The following is a 17,733-nucleotide window of genomic DNA, read 5'->3' as shown; positions in this document are numbered from 1 at the left end:
TTCACGATTTGGCGAGTTCCGCAGCAGACTACTTACCGAGCGAGCGGACCAGTCGCGATTTGAGGTCCTCGCGCGCCTCGAGATAGGTGCCGATGGCCGTGGCAAAGACAGTCCCGTCGGAACCGGCGGCTGTGCCCTCCGTGGCGTAAACCCGGCCTTTCCGGCTTACGATCCTGCCGGTAATCTTGAGCTTCTCGCCTATCGACACGGGTCGGCGAAAACGAACGGTCATCTCCGCGGTCACGGCAAAAACCCCTCGCGCTAATATAGCCTTAATCATCACCTCATCGAGCAGGCTTGCCAGCACCCCACCGTGATATATCCCGTAATATCCCTCGAATGCCGGCGAGGCCACGACATCGGTGACGGCCTCGCCGTTATTATCAAAGAACTTCGCCTGCAGGCCGAACTTATTCTGATCCCCGCAGACAAAGCAGCCGCCGTATCTAATTATCTCTTTCATGGGGTGAGGATAGGTCGCGGGAAGCGCCATGTCAAAGTCGGGGTCGGGGTAAGTCACGCTTCGGCAGGCTCAGCATGACTTTGGGGTATTGGTGTTTTCGGTGGCTAGCGAAGGCACCGATACTACGGCGTGGAAAACGCATGTGATTTGGTCACCGTGACTCATCCCCCTTCGTCACCCTGAGCCTGTCGAAGGGTGACGTCTACCCCACCACCGTATCCCAAGCAACAAACCGTCCGACGTGAGTCACACAAGAGGCCGGGAACACATGGATCCCGGCCTGCAGAATCGATGCGGCCACACCGACTACGGCGTGCAGAGCGTGTAGTCGTATGACGTCCGCAACTGCCCCACGGCGACATCGGCCGCTATCGTTCCATCCGTAAACGTGATGTCAAACTGCCATTCCGTGGTGGTCGGGATGTCCTCATTGCGGCCGTACTGGTATTCGACGTTCACGGTGCACGTCCCGGAGTTGGGGCAACCCGTGGTCCAGGTCAAGCCGGTACGCGTGAAAGCCAGCTCGGAGACCGTCGAATTGATAATCCAGTTGTTCCAGACCGTCGAATCTGACGCCACGAACTTATCCCTGATCGTCACCTGGAACTCACCGTTGATGGTAGCAGTGGTGCCGTCGATCCCCGTAATGTGGAGATCACCGCGGTTCGTGCGATCGGTAAAAGTCACCGTGGTGTCGTCGCTGACAAAACCGTAGTTATGTTTGACATACATGGCCTGGGCACCGCGCGCGTTGATGCTCAGATTGCCGTTTACCACGTACGCAAGTGAGTCAATAATCGACAGGGTTCCTGTGCCGGATGAGAGATCCGTCAGGTAGGACACGATCCAGCGGCGCTGGTCGACAGTCGAATCCGGCAGGCCCGGCCCCATGAAGGCGTCGCCGATGTCGGTATAGTCGACATCGATAAACGTGGCTACTTCGAGGCCGGCTTCCATTGCGGCCGCAGCCGAATCGAGATACTCATGTACCTGAGACTGAATCAGCCCGAGCATCGACTCGATACCATGATCCTCGGGTGGCGTAGGCGGAGTGAGCTTCTTGTCATCCGAGCAGCCGAGCGCCAGGAAAACGGTTAGAGAAACGGTCGTCCCCGCCGGGAGGAGTGACTTGATGAAACGCATGGTGCGTCTCCTTTCGTTGGATCGCTCCTGCCGGCGGATTAGGCGCGGGGCTCAGTGCTGCAGCAGAAACACCATGATGGCTTTCTGTATATGCAGTCGGTTTTCTGCCTCGTCGAAAACCACCGAGCGCGGCCCGTCCATCACCTCGTCGGTAATCTCCTTGCCTCGTTCGGCGGGGAGGCAGTGCATCACTATCGCCTCGGGTCCGGCCTCCTCCAGCAGAGCGCTATTTACCTGAAACTTCTTTAGTTTGCTCGCCTTTTCTTCTGCCAGATGTTTCTGGCCCATCGAGGCCCAGACATCGGTATAGACTACATCGGCACCGCGGACGGCTTCTTTAGGATCGTCGGTAATCAGCACCCTGCTCTTTGGATTGGACTTGGCGCGCCCGACATGAATCGGGTTGGGGAGCGTGTCTCCGGACGTACCCACCCTGATGTCCAGCGGCACCCGGGAGGCCAAATTCAGCCAGCTATTAGTGACATTGTTGCCGTCGCCGAGATACGCCACCGCGTACCGTTCGCGCTTGCCAAGGTGTTCTATCGCCGTGAAGTAGTCCCCCAGGATCTGGCACGGATGGACCAGGTCGGTCAGGCCGTTAATGACCGGCACCGAGGCGTATTTCGCCAGCTCAACCACATCGGCCTGAGCAAAGGTGCGAATCATGATCAGACCTACGTAACGCGATAAAACTCTCGCGGCATCGGCCACCGACTCGCGCTGGCCGAGTTTGATTTCCTTGTCGGTGATATAGATTGGGTGGCCGCCCAGTTGACTGATCCCTACCTCGAATGAAACCCGCGTCCGAAGCGATTCTTTCAGAAAGATGCACGCTGCTGCTTTCCCCTCAAGAGGTCTCGGGGCGAGCTTCCCTGATTTGAGGTCGGTGCACAAGTCCAGCATTTCGTGGATTTCTGCTGAGCTGAAGTCAGTGATTTCGCAGAGTGAACGGGGCATATCTTCTCCTCAAATGTCGAGTTTACGGCACAATTTCCGGCCAATAAAGGCGGCAAGGGTCAAGCTGTCAAGGCGTGAGCTAAGGTCGACATCCATAACCACTGAAAGCGATCTCGCGGGCGGTTTTTCTTGACTTGAGTCAAATGACAGCTTAGGCATGAACTGCGATTATGGCAGTGTCGCGTGGACCGCCGGGGCGATCCGACGCATGACCGAGACACGGCATTAACAGGATTCTCAGGCTTCAAGGAGTTCAACGTGAAAAAATGTCATTTCAGCGTCCTGATCCCGATTCTGGCGATACTCACTGGTGCGGCATCGGCGGAGACGACCCTTAAAACATCGGGGCAGATCCGAGTGCGGTGCGAGCTTGATGAAAAGTCATTCGATACGGCGTTCACGACCCGGACTTTTGCGCTCATGAGAACACGGGTCGGCTTAGAGGCCACGATCGACAGCAACGCGCACGCTTTTGTTCAATTCCAGGACAGCCGCACTCTCGGAGGCAGGGATCAGTTCGGCAAGCTGCAGTCCGGCTCGTTGAACGACGGCAAAAACGTTGACCTGCATCAGGCATACATCCAGGTTGACCGGATCTGGTTCGACGGCTTTGGCAGCAAGGCCGGCCGGTTTGCGTTCGACCTGGGAAATCAGCGCGTGTTCGGCTCGGTAGACTGGCACAATGTCGGCCGCATATGGGAGGGGGCGATCGGGTGGTATGAGTCCCCCGGCTTCACCATAAACGGCTTCTGGCTAAAACCGCAGGAAGAGAATTACGAAGGCTTCAACGGTGATTTCGATGTTTTCGGTGCGCTGGTCGAGCTGGACAGCGCCGGAGTAGAACTGTTCGCCTTTTACGAAATCGATTTTGACACGGCCGGATCACTCTTTGGAGAAGAAACAAGCGTGACCGATCCGGACGATCATGTGCTCGATCGGTGGAACTTCGGCATCTACTATAAGAAGCAGATCGAACCACTTGATTTAGAGCTAAACGGTGCATTTCAGACGGGCCAGGTTATCAACGAAGCGACTACTTACGATCTCCAGGCTTTTATGTTAACTGCCGAGGCCGGTTATGCTTTCGCCGGTAGCGCCAAAGCACAGATTTCGGCCGGTGTCGACTTCGCCTCGGGCGACGATGATTCCACCGACACGAAAATCAAAACTTACGACAACACGTATTACACCGGCCACAAGTTCAGGGGCTATATGGATAACTTCGTCAATTCGGAGTCGGCGGGGCTTATAGATATCCTGGGTCGAGCCAGGTTTAATCCTCATCCTAACTGGACCGCCGGCGCGGACTTCCACTACTTCCGCACGGCGCAGAACTATCGCGATCCCGGCACCGGACAGGCCACCTTCGACGTCGGCATGGAGATAGACATCACGATCAACACCGTTAGCATAGCCGGAGTCAAGGCTACTGCGGGAGGGTCGGTGTTTCTGCCCAAAGAATCGTTCGTACGATTTCGCGAGGGCGATGCCGACCTTACCCAGGCCGACCCGACATGGTGGCTGTACACTCAAACCACTGTGAACTTTTGACAAGCGTACTCGACTGATAAAGACGACTGAAGGCGATACGACTGGAGGATTAAACACACTATGAGACAGCGAAAAACTATACTAATCGGGATACTGATTATGGGGCTGGCCGGGTCAGCCGTGGTCGGCCAGTATCGCTCGGTTCCCAACAAGCTGACCGAGGAGTCGGCATCGTGTATCGAATGCCACGAATCCGACATGCCGGGACTGGTAAAGGAATGGCGCTGGAGCCGTCACTACGCAGCCGATGTCGGCTGCTTTGAGTGTCACGCGGCTGAGCCGAGTGATCCCGACGGTTTCGAGCACAACGGGTATAACATCGCCATAATCGTCTCACCGAAAGACTGCTCTAAGTGCCACCAGGTCGAGTTCGAGCAGTTTCAGAAATCGCACCATGCCGATGCCGGTGCGATTCTGGGTTCGCTGGACAATGTCCTCGGTGAGGTGGTCGAGGGTCCGGCGGCCGCGGTCAACGGCTGCAAGCAGTGTCATGGTTCGGTAGTCAAGGTGCTCGCCGAGGGGCAGCTTGACCCGGCCACCTGGCCAAACTCCGGCATGGGGCGGATCAACCCCGACGGCTCCAAGGGGTCATGCGCCGCCTGCCATAGCCGCCATTCGTTCGACGCCGCCCTCGCGCGCCAGCCCGAGAATTGCGGCAAGTGCCACCTGGGCCCGGACCATCCCCAGAAAGAAATCTACGAGGAATCAAAGCACGGGATCGCCTATTACGCGAATATCGACCGCATGGCACTGGGAAGCGCGTCATGGATAGTGGGCGTGGACTACTCGGCCGCGCCGACCTGCGCGACCTGCCACATGTCGGCCACCCAGGATTTACCGTTGACACACGATGTCGGCGACCGCATCAGTTGGACTCTGCGCCCGCCGATTTCGCAAAAGGTCGACGCCGCCGCGAAAAAGGCCGGCAAGACGGTCAAGAGCTGGGAGGCTCGTCGGGCAGACATGAAAAACGTCTGCTCCAACTGCCACACGAGCAGTTACGTAGACAACTTCTACACGCAGTACGACGCTGCGGTCGAACTCTACAACAACAAGTTCGCAATCCCGGCGACCAATATCTATGACAAGATCAGATCGACCGGACTAATCACGGCGGATATTACTTTCGACGATGAGTTCGAGTGGACCTACTTCTATCTCTGGCATCACGAGGGACGTCGGGCGCGGATGGGCGCCGCCATGTTCGCCCCCGATTACACGCAATGGCACGGCTTCTTTGAAGTTGCCGACCGGTTCTACGGCCCCTTCCTGGCGCAGGCTCGTGAGATAGTCGAGCACGGCAAGGCCGAAGGTGACGAGAAAGCGGTAGCTGCCAAAGAAGTCGAAGAGCTGATAGCGTCGGTACTCGATATGGATGACCACAAGTGGTACACCGGCAACGAACCGGAAGAGGTAAAGAAGGCGCGAATTAAGGCGGCGGAGGAATTCCGCAAGCGTTACGGGCAGTAGCCGGGCTTGTAGTGGCGACTCGCGCCACGACGTCTCTCACGTAGTGGATTCAGCAGTCCGCTTACCGACGACTTGTTGCGTCAGATTCATAGTCTGAACCATTCCGGCCGCCCGTGGCCGGAATGGGCGGAGAACTGACGCCTCGGCCGCATGCCCGGTGTCCGCCCAGCACGCCGGGATGCTGTTTAGAATTCGAGCAATTCGTCAACCCTCGTTTCCTATGCCACTCGGTCAAATACCTTGCGGCGTGTAACCGCTTGAGGCATATTTCGTAAGCCATATAGAGGAAGCTGAACGAGAGACGAGTAACATGTCCGGGCAAAAATGGATAGCAGGTGCGATTTTAATAGTCCTGGGCGTACTCTTGCTCTGCCGGACCACCGGACTGCTCGATTTCACCTTCGGGGAATTCCTCGGTTACCTCTTTCCGCTTTTTTTGATCGGCGTCGGGTTGTGGCTGTTAGCCCGGCGGCGCAGCCAGGAGAAGGTCGATCCAACGACCGGCACGGCTGCCGAACAGTACCCGTACCCGTCCCCTCCGCCTGCGCCGGCGGTTCATAGCCAAGACTTCCGACGGCCTGAATCAGATCGAACTTCTCGTGGGGCTGCCCCGGGCAAAAGCGTACGAGTATCAGCGACTCCTGAGCAGGGGAAGATCGGCAAGGTGCGCTACGACAAATTCATCGGCGACCTTTACGTAGACTGCAGCGGCGTCTCGCTCCAGAACGTTGAGGTCAGCAGCTTCATCGGCGATGTCGAGGTCAAGCTTCACGGGGGACAACTGGCGCCGGGGCTCAATCGCATGATCATCTCTGGATTCGTAGGTGACGTGCGCGTCCTGGTGCCCGAAGGGATGGCGCTTCTGGCGCAGAGCTCCAGTTTTATCGGCGATATCGAGATGATGGGCAAGCGGTCATCCGGATTCGGAAATTCACTGGACGCTCAAACCGCGGACTATAGCGACGCACCTTCGAAAATGTATATCGCCAGCAATCACTTCATCGGCGACGTGCGGATATACGTGGTCTGACCCGTTGCCCCAGCCCGCCTGCGGCGGGCGCTGGGATGGGAGTCGCTCCCAAGTGAAGAACTGGCCGCCGCCGGCAGATGAGGACATCTGCCGGGCACTACAAACCATGCCGGGTGGCCCACCCGCTTGGGGGTGGGATGAGATTGAGATATCCCCCCTAATTCTTCGCCCCTGACCGCGGGTGCGCTCTTTGATACGCTTTCTTCAGCGTCTCTGCAGTGACATGGGTGTACTTCTGGGTGGTTGACAGTGATGCGTGCCCGAGGATCTCCTTGATCAACATCAGGTCGGCGCCGTTCTCCATCAGGTGCGTGGCAAAGGAGTGTCGGAGAGTGTGCGGCGTGAAGTCAAGTCCCTCGCCGCGTCCAAACTGCTTCACCAGTCGGTCAACCGACCGTACGGTCAGAGGCTGCCCAAGGCGATTCAAAAACAGCTCTGTTGCGTGTGGTCCTCTCTCATCGACAAATTGACCGCGTTTGGCCAAATACACCTTCAAGTCGGCCGTGGTGGTGTCGCCAATCGGCACCACGCGTTCTTTGTTGCCTTTTCCGATCACACGTATCAGACCCTGGCGCATGTCGATATCTCCGAGCCTGATACGGGACAGTTCCTCCCTCCGCACTCCGGTGACGTAAAGCAGCGCTATCATCAGATAATCGCGCCAATAGAAATACGACTGCTTATCCTCGCGGGCATTGCCATGCTCAAACAGCCGAGCGGTGTCCGCCTGCGGCAAAAACTGCGGCAGGCGCGAACCGAACTTGATACGGGGGATTTGAAATAGATAGCCGGCGGTACTCGACCTACCCGCAAGAAACTTCTGAAACGATGACAACGCCGAAAGAAACCGTGCCAGCGAGCGATTAGACACGCCGGAGGTGCCTCGTTGTTGCAGATATACCCGCAAAAGCAGCGGGTCATTCTTAGATTGGTCCGGCAGCGCGGTGTATTGTTCTTCGAGGTATTCCACCCACGGGGTCAGGTCGCGTTGATAGGCCGCAATCGTCTGGGCGGCGCGCCCCTTGTCTTCCGCCAGATCCTTCAAGAACGCTGACAGCGCTTCCCTGAGCATGTTCTAAGGATATTGAAATCAATCGGGGCAGTCAAAGTAAAACGGTGCTGTCCGGTGCCGGATCTTCAGAGACTCTGCAGGTAGCTGGTGAGGTTGATGTCGACATTCGCCAGGCCGAGTTTGCGGCGTATCAACTCGCGGTATTTGTGGACCGTGCCCAGCGAAACATTAAGTGCTTCGGCGATCTGCTTTGAGGTCATGCCGTTCTTGATCAGCCGACAAATCTCCGTCTCACGCGGAGTAAGCGCGGGCTGGCGCTTCTTCAGCAGATCAAGGAAGGGGGCGCTGATCTGTTTAAAGTCTTTTTCGAGCTGCGCCACAAGGGGGAGCTGCGACGGGGATGCCTTCTCCTCGATTCGCTTGAGCATCGGCAGCACCGTCTCGCCAATGTTGGTAGCGATCTGCTCGCGAATAGCCTCGCGGTCGGCGGAGATCTGATTGAGGATTTCCCTGAGAGCGACGTTTTTGTCGAGCAGCGCCTGTTCGCTTTTCTTGCGCTCCGTAATGTCCAGCGCCGTGAAAGTGATTCCTTTCGACCAGTCGGCCGGATCGACCGGTGTCGAGCTGAGCAGGATGTCGATAACCGTCCCGTCCTTGCGCTTCCAACGTGTCTCCACCGTGCCGGTGCCCTTTTCGTGAATCATATCGTATTTGACCCGACCGACATATTCGAATTCTTCATCGGTAGGATAGAGAATCCGGGCACTTTGCCCGATCAGTTCCTCCGGAGTGTATCCCAGCATGGCACAAAGTTTTTCGTTGGCCTGCTTGAGTACACGATCGACTGTGAGGCCGATGCCGACTGGCGCCGCGCGAAAGATAGCAGTCAGCTCAGCCTCCCGCTCGCTCAACGCGGCCTTGACCTGGACCCTGTCGGTGATGTCGTGGAGAATCACGACGGTTCCGCCATCGGGCATCGCCGTCACATACGTATCCATCCAAACCCGGCTGCCGTCTTTTCGCTTTAGCAGCCACTCGCCCTGCCATGTCCCGTTCTGCCGGACCGATTCATAGACAATGCGATTGCCCTGTTCGTAGCTCTCAGGCGAGGTGTGCACGATCATCGTGTCCCGGCCGATCATTTCCTCGCGCGTATAGCCGAACATCCGCAGGGCCGCCGCGTTGGCATACTTGATGATTCGGTCCTTGATGAATACGATGCAACTTGAAGTACCCTCGAACAGAGCGCGAAACTGAGCCTCGCTCTGTTCCAGGGCTCGCTCGGCGCGGCGACGGTCGGTGATATCTTCTCCGCTGCTGAGCGTGCCCGTGATGTTGCCCGACTTGTCGCGGAGGATCATGTTGCGCCAGGATATCAGGCGCTCACGGCCGTCCTTGGTCAGCACCGGGTTGTTAAAACGCTCGGCCAGACTCAGTTCTCCGGCCATCAGTTGGTCAAAAGCACGCCGTGTCCGCTGCCTTTCGGACGCCGGTAGAAAGTGCTCGAACCAGCCTGCGCCGATAATCTCGCTTTCTTCATACCCGAGAATCTGACGCCCCATGCGGTTTATCATGGTGACTCGCCCCTGGGTGTCGAGGGCGACCAAAATGACACCGGCTATGTTAATGTACTCCAGCGTGCGATCGCGTTCGACCTGGACCGCGGCCTGAACAGCCTTTTGTTCCGACACGTCACGATCCAGGCAGATGTATCCGGACAGCATACCGTCTTCGTCCCTCACTCCGATCTGATGGGAGTGCACCCATCGGTAGGAACCATCCCGGCCCTTCAGACGATAGTCGATCTCAATCGATGGCTGCCGATCAGTGTGGAGATCGCGCAACGCCGAGAGGTCATCGGGGTGGATCAGGTGACCGAGAAACCCGGGGTCGGATTCCAGTTCGTCAAGTGAATAGCCGGTCAGCTCCCCGCTGGCCGGATTGAACCCACAGGTGCGGCCGTCGAAGCCCAGGAAATACACCATATCGTCGATTCCACGCAGGGAATCGAGGAGCTGACGGGCAGCCGACGGTACCACGTTCGGCGAGGGATGCCACGAGGGTCCGGCGCGGCCACCGGCGTGGTCGCGGCGGGGGGAGTCGGAATCTGGTTTCGATGCAGTCATAAGTTCGGGCCAATACTACGACTGATCTTCTCGGCGAGGCGAACCCAGGTGGCTTCTACAAGGCTTGTTATAGATCATACGCGCCAATCCGTGGCAACTGCGGGTATTTTGCGGCCAGTTACCGTCGTGAAGGCGCCGGCCGCGAAGTTCTGAGACCATTCAGCCTGTAAGGCAAATCATACCGGCATGGGCAGGTCGAGTCAAGTCGGGCGATACAGTCTTCAAGACTCGTTCATATCAGGCAGGGGTAGTATTCTCGGCAGGCTGCTCTTCGACCATCTCATGCTTGCACTCGGGGCAACGGAGATACTCGCCTTTTACTTTCGACGATTTCTGCAGCATGTACGGACTGCTGCACACGGGGCAAGGGGTAGCCACCGGGCGATCCCAGCTGGCAAAATCACATTTCGGGTAATTGGTGCACCCGAAGAATGTTCGCTTGGTGCGAGTGGTCTTTTCGATCACCTTGCCGTTGCACCCCTTCTTGGGACACTTGACCCCCAGAGTCAGCGGCTTGGTGTTCTTGCATTCCGGATATGCGGAGCAGGCCATAAAGCGGCCGAAACGCCCGGATTTAACCACCATCGGCGAACCACACTTGTCACACTTTTCATCGGTCTGGTTGCGGGCGGCTTCCTCGGGTAGGGGCTGAGTGGACTTGCACTTGGGCCAGGATGAACAAGCCAGGAACCGGCCATTGCGCCCCCACTTGATGACCATCGGGCTTTGGCACTTCGGGCATTTGACATCGGTGGTTTCGACCATCGCCGCCTTAATCTGGCGCTCTTTTCCTTTCAGGGAGGAGAGTTGTTCGCTGAACGGCTCGTAGAATTCCCGTACCACGTCCACCCAGTCGTCTTTCCCCTCTTCGACCAGGTCTAATTCCTTCTCCATCCCGGCTGTAAACTGCACGTTGAATATCTTCGGAAAGTGCTCGACCAGTATTCCGTTGACGGTCACCCCCAGATCGGTTGGGTGCAGTTTCTTTTCAGTCAAGTCGACATACTTGCGCTCTTTCAGGGTCGAGATAATCATGGCGTAGGTCGAAGGCCGGCCGATTCCGTCAGCCTCCAGCCGCTTGACCAGCATCGCCTCCGAATATCGCGCCGGCGGCTTGGTAAACGACTGCTCCGACTCGACCTTGTTCAGCTTGAGGCTCTCCCCTTCTTCCATCGCCGGCAGCTGCTCGTACCCGTTGTCGCCGTTGCCGTTCTCATCCGGCTCTTTCTCCTCGTGATAGACCTTAAGAAAACCGTCGAACTTGATTCGCTGTGACTTGGCCCGAAGGAGATACTTGCCGCCCGTAATATCGACCGTTTCAATGTCATAAACGGCGTCCTTCATCTGCGACGCCACAAACCGGTTCCAAATCAGCTTGTACAGCTTATATTGGGGAGGAGTCAGGCTCTTCCTGACCTTATCCGGAGCCAGAGTTAGATAGGTGGGCCTGATGGCCTCGTGGGCATCCTGGGCCTGCTTTTGCTTTCCATACACCCTGGGCTTACTCGGCAGGTAAGATGCACCGTATTCGGCGGCTATATGGTCACGCACGGCGGTTATCGCCTCGCCTGCTATGCGGGTTGAATCGGTGCGCATGTACGTGATCAGACCAACCGGGCCCTCTTTGCCAAGCTCGACACCCTCGTAGAGCGCCTGCGCAATGGCCATAGTCCGCTTGGGCGACATCCCATGCACCTTGGCTGCTTCCTGCTGAAGGGTCGATGTTATAAACGGCGCAGGTGGACGGCGGATCCGCTCAGTGCGTTTTAACTCAGCAACCTGGTATTTCTGTTTGTGGAGGTCTTTCTCAATCGCCCTGGCGTCGGCCTCGTTCGTGATGACTATGCTGTTGCGGGTGGTTTCGCCGGCCTTGACAACGGTTTGATTGTCGATCTTGAACAGTACCGCCCAGAATGACTCGTCGGACGAATTGGACAGATTGGCTTTGATCTTCCAATACTCTTCGGCCACGAAATTCGCGATTTCTACATCGCGCTCGCATATCAGGCGAAGCGCCACCGACTGTACCCGCCCGGCGGACAGGTTTCGCGCCACGGTCTTCCAAAGGAACGGTGACACCATGTATCCCACCAGCCGATCCAGCACGCGGCGCGCCTGCTGGGCGTTCACCAGGTCGAGATCGATGTCTCGTGGATTTTTGATAGCCTCAGTCACGGCCGACTTGGTAATCTCATTGAAGGTAACGCGATGCACTTTCGCGCGGCTGCCGGGGAGGTTGTTGGCAACATGCCAGGCGATCGCCTCGCCCTCGCGGTCCGGATCGGGCGCGAGATAGACAGCTCGGGCGCTCTCGGCTGCCTTGCGGAGTTTCGACAACACCTTCTCCTTGCCGTCGATCACTTCATAATTGGGCTGGAAGTCGTTGTTGACGTCAACTCCCAGGGCCGATTTGGGCAAATCGATGAGATGACCGATGGTCGACAGGATTTCAAAATCCTTGCCGAGAAATCGGCTGAGGGTGCGCGATTTGGCAGGCGATTCTACAATGAGAAGGTTTTTGGCCATCGAACTTTCCTATGCGACTGGCTAGCGATATTGCTATTCCCTATCGGTCCGCTGGAAATTTACTTTACCCTCCAGCACTTCCTTCAGGGCCACCGCGGTCATTTTCCTGGCTTCAATGTCCACTTCGGTTGTGCCTTCCTGAAGCCGGGCCAGCTTGGCTAGACGCTTGGAATTGAGATGGCGGGCGTGCTTGGAAGCCACCAGGACCATCTCGTATCGATTGGCGGCGATAGTTTCGGTTTTGTCGTTCAGTTTGCTTACCATTAAATCAACTCTCCAATAAGTATCGTGCCCTAACCTGTTAGCTTTCTTAATTGTTCCGGGCCGGTTTGATCCACCCTGCACTCGTGCGCTTCCACAATACACAGAACTTGTGCCACGGCGCGCCCAAGTTCCTTGTTTACAACGACATAGTCGAAACCGTACTTCCGAAACGTTCGCATCTCCTGAAGGGCGTGCGACAACCGCAGCTGTAGCTGCTCGGCGGTCTCGGTGCCTCGCCGCCTAAGGCGGCGGCGAAGTTCGGCCTGCGACGGCGGCAATACAAAGATCGATATGGCGTCGGGGTATTCTCTCTTTAGTTTTGCAGCGCCCTGGACATCCACATCGAACAGCATCGCGCCGCCATCGCGGCGCACATCCTCTATCGGTTTGCGCGGTGTGCCATAGTGATACAAGTGCACCTTGAAGTGTTCAGCGAAAAAGCCTCTTTGGGCCCGGCGACGGAACTCGTCCTCGCCGATAAAAAAATACTCACGGCCGTGGCGTTCACCGCGCCGTTTGGCGCGTGTCGTGTACGAAACTGAAAACCGCCATCCGAGTCGACGGCGCGCTGATGAGAGAAGTCGACGGCAAATAGATGTTTTGCCGCCGCCGGAGGGGGAGGATATGATGATAATCTTGCCCGGTTTGTTATCTCGCACCAGTTGCTCCGCGTTCCTCATTCGACATTCTGGGCCTGCTCGCGAAGCTTCTCAATCTCTTCCTTCAGCGAAATCACTTTCGCCGAAACGTCGAATTCCGAGGCTTTGGAGCCGATGGTGTTGACCTCGCGATTCAGCTCCTGCAAGATGAAATTCAGACGGCGCCCGACGGCCTCAGACTGGTTCATCGTCTGCAGAAACTGGTCAATGTGACTGCGAAAGCGGAGGCACTCCTCTGCGATATCGGTCCGGTCGGCGAAGATGGCGATTTCTTCTTCAAGGCGGACAGGATCGTACTTTTGGCCGTTAAGCAGTTCCGCGATCCGTGCCGCGAGCTTGGCGGCGTATTTTTCAACCGCCCCCGCCGTGCTTTTTTCCACACTGGCAATCAGGCCAGTCATGACTTTGAGACGGCGAGCCATATCGGCAGCCATTGCTTTGCCCTCGCGGGCGCGCATCGCCTGCATCGCCTTGAGTGCCTTGAGAATCCCCTTCCTGATAACGGGCCAAATACGTTCCTGGTCTGGCTCGGCAGCAACGGGATGGGTAATCTCGGGAATCTGGAGGATGTCGCTTAACCTCAGGTCGCCCTCAAGCTTGAGCTCGCGTTTGAGCTTTAACAGCTCGCGGTGGTAGTTTCGGGCGAGCTCCCTATTAATGAGCGGCCCGGTGAGGGCGTGGCCGTTGTCCATCAGATTGACAAACAGGCTTACTTTTCCACGCGTGACACCGGCATTAAGCAGTTCTCTTGCTTGCGGTTCCAGAGCGGTCAGGTTTCGGGGAAGGCGCACCGCCAACTCCAGAAAACGGCTGTTGACGCTGGACACTTCAACTGTAAACCGGCCAAATCGACTGTCAATTTCCGCCCGGCCGAAGCCGGTCATCGAGTTCATATTCCACCCGTCGCTAAAGACAAGCCCGCAAAATAGAGGCTTGACCCCGTTTGTCAACCGGTAATGTGGACGCCAGGAATAAATGAGCGCGCCGAATCTCTGCCGTAATCAGTCGAGCTGTTGGCCCTAAAGCAATGCCGTACAAGGAGATTGGATGCGGCGAAGTCAGCCTTGAACAATCGGAAAAGTGATCTTGATGATCGTGCCCTTACCGGGACGGGTCTCAAGTTCGAGCGCACCACCCATACCGGTGACAATCTCCCGCGCCAGCGCCAGGCCCACGGTCAGACCACCCGGCCGACGCGTTTTGTCCTGCGCGAAACTTCGGCGAATTGTGAAGATTGTCTTCTTCTGGCGCGAGTTTAGTCCCGGCCCGTTGTCACGAATCCAGATGGTACAGATGCCGGACTCTACCGACGTGGTGACCGTCACTTCCGTTTTCCGGTCGATCCCGGACTGAGTGGCCACTGCAAGGACATCATACAACACGGCCGTGATCTTCCGAAGCCGGGTTTTGACCTTGGAGAGATCAGTGTGGCGCACGCTAAATGACAACCCGGGATGATTCTTGCCGATTTCATCGGACACTCGTGAAACGAGCAGGCCCAGGTCGACTACCTGCGGCTCTTCTTCGTCGCCGATCAACCGAAGCATCCTATCCAGGTCGGCAATCGTCTCCTCGAGCATCGCCAAATGATGACTCAGGCAGCCGAGGTAGAATCCACCGTCGCGGCTAAGCTGATTGTGATGCTCATGTTCCAGCTTCTGCCACACGGACAAAGCGGCAGTCACCGTAGAGCGGAGCAACTCGATCGCTGTGGTCCCCACGTGGGGCGATACCCCGTGCGATCCAACAGGTCTCGGGTGGGCACTGCCCGGCTCATAAAACAGGAAACAGCACGACGGCTTCTCCGATTGTGACTCGAAGGGCAGAACCTCGACAGTGAGGGTGCGGCTGTCGAGAGTATCGTAGGTGGCCTTGAAACTCGGGAGGCAGTCGCAGGTGGCGAGGGCCGACAGATATCCATCCACCGCCATCGCCGCCGATTCTCCGCACCTGGCGCCGACCAGCTCGACCAACTGCTGGAGCGTGGCCGGCATTGACGATGGGTTCAGCAGCGATTCGAATGTCTGGTTGCTAAGAAACGGCTTGCCGAAGTCGTCAAAGGCAATGTAGCCGATGCTCAGGTGGTCGAGTATCTGCGACGGATGCACCGGCGGCGCCGGGGTCTTGACGTCGGTCGATCCTGAGTGGATCGGTGGCCGGGCCGCATGCACGAGATTGGCCGCAATTTCTGTCCGTCCGCGAATTGGAGCGGCGACCTCAGCCGGGAGTGATTGATCAAGTATGAATCGAACCAGGCCGTTGCGACCGGGCTCCAGACTGAAAGTCGCCCGGACCTCGCAAGGCGGATCCGACTGCTCCAGGGACGGAAGGGGTGTCAGGTCAAGGCCAATCGGCTCGTCGCCAACGGCGGCGAGAATGCGGCACTCGGTATCGCTGATCTCGTAGACTGCAACCGATTTGACACCGGTAACGACCAGAAGTAACTCGATCAGCCTTTGATGATTCACTGAGCCGGTTTCACTCACGAGCAATCTTATGATCTCTTCCCAGTGTTCGGGTTTCGAATCGGCAGAGACGGCCGGCAGTCGGACTTCCTCCTGACGGATCACAACCTGATAATTAGCCGGATTACCGCCACCAAAATTCACCGCTACAAACAGCGTGACCGGGATGGCCTGACCGTCAGCGCCAATCATCGTGACACAGGCCGAGTCATAACCGGCATCGTACGGGTTGCGATTCTTGATGAGATTGAGATACGATTGGCGATCGGCCGCCTGGAGAAAATCGATAAACGGTTTGCCGAAGAGTTCGACTTCGCTAAGTCCGAGAAGTTTCTGCGCTTCCGGATTGGCCAGGATGAAACGACCCTTTCGATCAATCTTGCACATCGCACAGCGGCGAATGTTGGTCGTCTGGTCAATCACGGTCGCAGTCATACACCACTCATGTCCGGGCATCCAAAGCGCTTCGGCTGACATCCTCCACCAGGAGACTATGGACAACCAATTTTGCAGCCGAGTGCCTATTACCGGTTACTCTATATGGTATCGGCTGTTACAGGACGGAAATTGAGAAAAAAAGGCTCTGGCCCGCGCGATTTCGCTCGGTAAGACTTGAGGTGGTTGGACCAGGATGCGGCGAGCTCGCCGTGCCCCGGGCGGGTTATGCTCCACCCTACTTCTTTAGGCGATCAATAGCCTGCTCCAGCAGGTTTTCCCCCACCTGTTTGCTCAGAGCCTTGGCGTCAATCTCGACTTTGGGGGCAGTAATCGAGCCGGTAATACGGAACGGGACATTTACTCCTTTGGTGTCTTTCTGCCCCAGCAGCTTGCCCAAGCCGCCGAGCTGGTCGGCGGTCGCGGCAGTCATTTTGACTACGCCGGTATAATCGAGCGTCTCGTCGAAACCATACGAGCCGGCCAGCGCAAAATCTCCGAACTGCCCGAGCGAGGTCATCAGGCTATCCACAAAAACGCGCCCGCTGCGAATGGCTACTTTCGAAGCCAGGTCCTTGAGCGCCTGTTCCTTGCCAAACGACTTACCCAGAGCCGTAGCCAGGTTGTTAAAGGCGGAAAGGAACTCGCCCGATGTAACCAGCCGGCCATCGCGGACATTCAGGTTGCCGTCGAGCGTGAGCGAGTTCAAGAAGTCCTTCGGCTCCCACCCCCGGGCGTTATAGCTTCCGGTGAAATTCCCCTTTCCGAACAAGAATCCGCCGAACTTGGTGAAGCGGGAGGCGAAATCGTTCGCCTCTACCTGCGTGGCCTGGAATTCGCCGACGTATCGAGGGTTTTCGAAATCGGAGAGATCGATTGTCGTGTTGCCCGCGACCGACCCGGAATACACCCTCGCAGCGGCATCGTAACACTCTATCTTGCGATCTTTGATCCGCACCTTGCCGTCGACCTGCGTAAACTCCACTTTGCAGTAGATGACTGTATCGGCCTTGAAGGTGCCGCGCCCTTCAATGTCGGGCAGAATCACCGGAGACACCGAGTCGGCGGAGATGGTCATTGAAGCGTCGCCGGAACCCGGCACCGCCTCGGGAAACAAGCGGTCGGTGTCAAACCGGTGCGACGTGAGTTCGAATAGAAGCAGCGGCTTGGCCAGGCTGTCGCGGTTCAGCCCCATCACAGGCAGGAAATAAGGAAACGGTCGGATTAACTGGCCCTTAAGGGAGACATCGCTCGACGGGAACCGGGCGGCGAGGCGACCGATGTCGATTGTATCCGGCCGGAGCGTTAGCTCAGCGTTGAAGTGATCAATCGGTTCCGGCAGGAGCGAATCATTGTAGGCGGCGTTGGTTATACTGACTCTGCCACGGGGGCGCAGGCTGGCCAACTCGCTCAGCTTACCTGAGGCGTTGATATCGACAGTTAGTTCTCCGGAGACCTGCGGATTGCCCAGCGGCGGCAAATAAGGTCTAACCATGGCCAGGTTCACCGTACCTCGAATGTCAGCATCGATCATCGGCGGGACGGCCACCGCCGCTCCCGAGTCGGCCAGCAGGTACGGCATCAGGTCGGTCACCCTGCCCTTGACGGCAAGCTGACCCGAGGGAAACCGGC

At 57.3% G+C, this 17,733-nt stretch carries 14 protein-coding genes; 3 read left to right on the top strand and 11 right to left on the bottom strand.

Translation table 11 applies throughout. The annotated features are described in order from the left end of the window. Positions 1-28 precede the first annotated feature (28 nt). The 3 genes from AB1772_04555 to argF all read right to left on the bottom strand — a co-directional run bounded on the left by AB1772_04555 (position 29) and on the right by argF (position 2,563). On the bottom strand, positions 29-520 hold the full coding sequence (locus tag AB1772_04555) for a PaaI family thioesterase (protein ID MEW5795614.1): 492 nt from the start codon (positions 518-520) through the stop codon (positions 29-31). Between the two features lie 249 nt (positions 521-769). After that, positions 770-1,606, bottom strand: coding sequence for a hypothetical protein (locus AB1772_04550; protein ID MEW5795613.1), 837 nt, complete (start codon positions 1,604-1,606; stop codon positions 770-772). A 51-nt stretch (positions 1,607-1,657) separates the two neighbouring features. Beyond that, positions 1,658-2,563: an ornithine carbamoyltransferase gene (argF, locus tag AB1772_04545; protein ID MEW5795612.1), complete on the bottom strand. Its 906-nt coding sequence runs from the start codon at positions 2,561-2,563 to the stop codon at positions 1,658-1,660. Between the two features lie 258 nt (positions 2,564-2,821). Between argF and AB1772_04540 the strand changes: the two genes are divergently transcribed. From AB1772_04540 to liaF, 3 genes are all read left to right on the top strand, one after another. Continuing rightward, entirely contained in the window at positions 2,822-4,114 is a 1,293-nt protein-coding gene (locus tag AB1772_04540; protein MEW5795611.1) for an alginate export family protein, read from the top strand. Between the two features lie 60 nt (positions 4,115-4,174). Further along, positions 4,175-5,584 (top strand): multiheme c-type cytochrome, encoded by a 1,410-nt coding sequence (locus AB1772_04535; GenBank protein ID MEW5795610.1) that lies wholly within the window; start codon positions 4,175-4,177, stop codon positions 5,582-5,584. Between the two features lie 310 nt (positions 5,585-5,894). Continuing rightward, positions 5,895-6,614: a cell wall-active antibiotics response protein LiaF gene (liaF, locus tag AB1772_04530; protein MEW5795609.1), complete on the top strand. Its 720-nt coding sequence runs from the start codon at positions 5,895-5,897 to the stop codon at positions 6,612-6,614. Positions 6,615-6,771: 157 nt separating this feature from the next. On the opposite strand, the gene AB1772_04525 is transcribed toward liaF, so the two are convergent. The 8 genes from AB1772_04525 to AB1772_04490 form a co-directional block, all read right to left on the bottom strand. Then, positions 6,772-7,686 (bottom strand): tyrosine-type recombinase/integrase, encoded by a 915-nt coding sequence (locus AB1772_04525; protein MEW5795608.1) that lies wholly within the window; start codon positions 7,684-7,686, stop codon positions 6,772-6,774. 65 nt (positions 7,687-7,751) lie between these two features. Beyond that, on the bottom strand, positions 7,752-9,752 hold the full coding sequence (locus AB1772_04520) for a PAS domain S-box protein (protein ID MEW5795607.1): 2,001 nt from the start codon (positions 9,750-9,752) through the stop codon (positions 7,752-7,754). A gap of 237 nt (positions 9,753-9,989) precedes the next feature. Then, positions 9,990-12,278 (bottom strand): type I DNA topoisomerase, encoded by a 2,289-nt coding sequence (topA, locus tag AB1772_04515; GenBank protein ID MEW5795606.1) that lies wholly within the window; start codon positions 12,276-12,278, stop codon positions 9,990-9,992. A gap of 33 nt (positions 12,279-12,311) precedes the next feature. Further along, complete coding sequence (gene rpoZ / locus AB1772_04510; GenBank protein ID MEW5795605.1) at positions 12,312-12,542, bottom strand: DNA-directed RNA polymerase subunit omega; 231 nt, start codon at positions 12,540-12,542, stop codon at positions 12,312-12,314. Positions 12,543-12,571: 29 nt separating this feature from the next. Next, a complete protein-coding gene (gene gmk / locus AB1772_04505) occupies positions 12,572-13,201 on the bottom strand; it encodes a guanylate kinase (GenBank protein ID MEW5795604.1) in 630 nt (209 codons plus the stop codon). A gap of 17 nt (positions 13,202-13,218) precedes the next feature. Next, positions 13,219-14,085, bottom strand: a complete 867-nt coding sequence (locus AB1772_04500; protein ID MEW5795603.1) for a YicC/YloC family endoribonuclease — start codon at positions 14,083-14,085, stop codon at positions 13,219-13,221. Positions 14,086-14,259: 174 nt separating this feature from the next. Next, positions 14,260-16,101: a PAS domain-containing sensor histidine kinase gene (locus AB1772_04495; protein MEW5795602.1), complete on the bottom strand. Its 1,842-nt coding sequence runs from the start codon at positions 16,099-16,101 to the stop codon at positions 14,260-14,262. A 238-nt stretch (positions 16,102-16,339) separates the two neighbouring features. Then, positions 16,340-17,733 (bottom strand): AsmA-like C-terminal region-containing protein (locus tag AB1772_04490; protein MEW5795601.1); only part of this gene is annotated, 1,394 nt, incomplete at its 5' end.

The organism is Candidatus Zixiibacteriota bacterium (assembly GCA_040752815.1).
Taxonomy (GTDB): Bacteria; Zixibacteria; MSB-5A5; order GN15; family FEB-12; genus JAGGTI01.
This window is presented reverse-complemented; position numbering and strand designations above follow the sequence as displayed.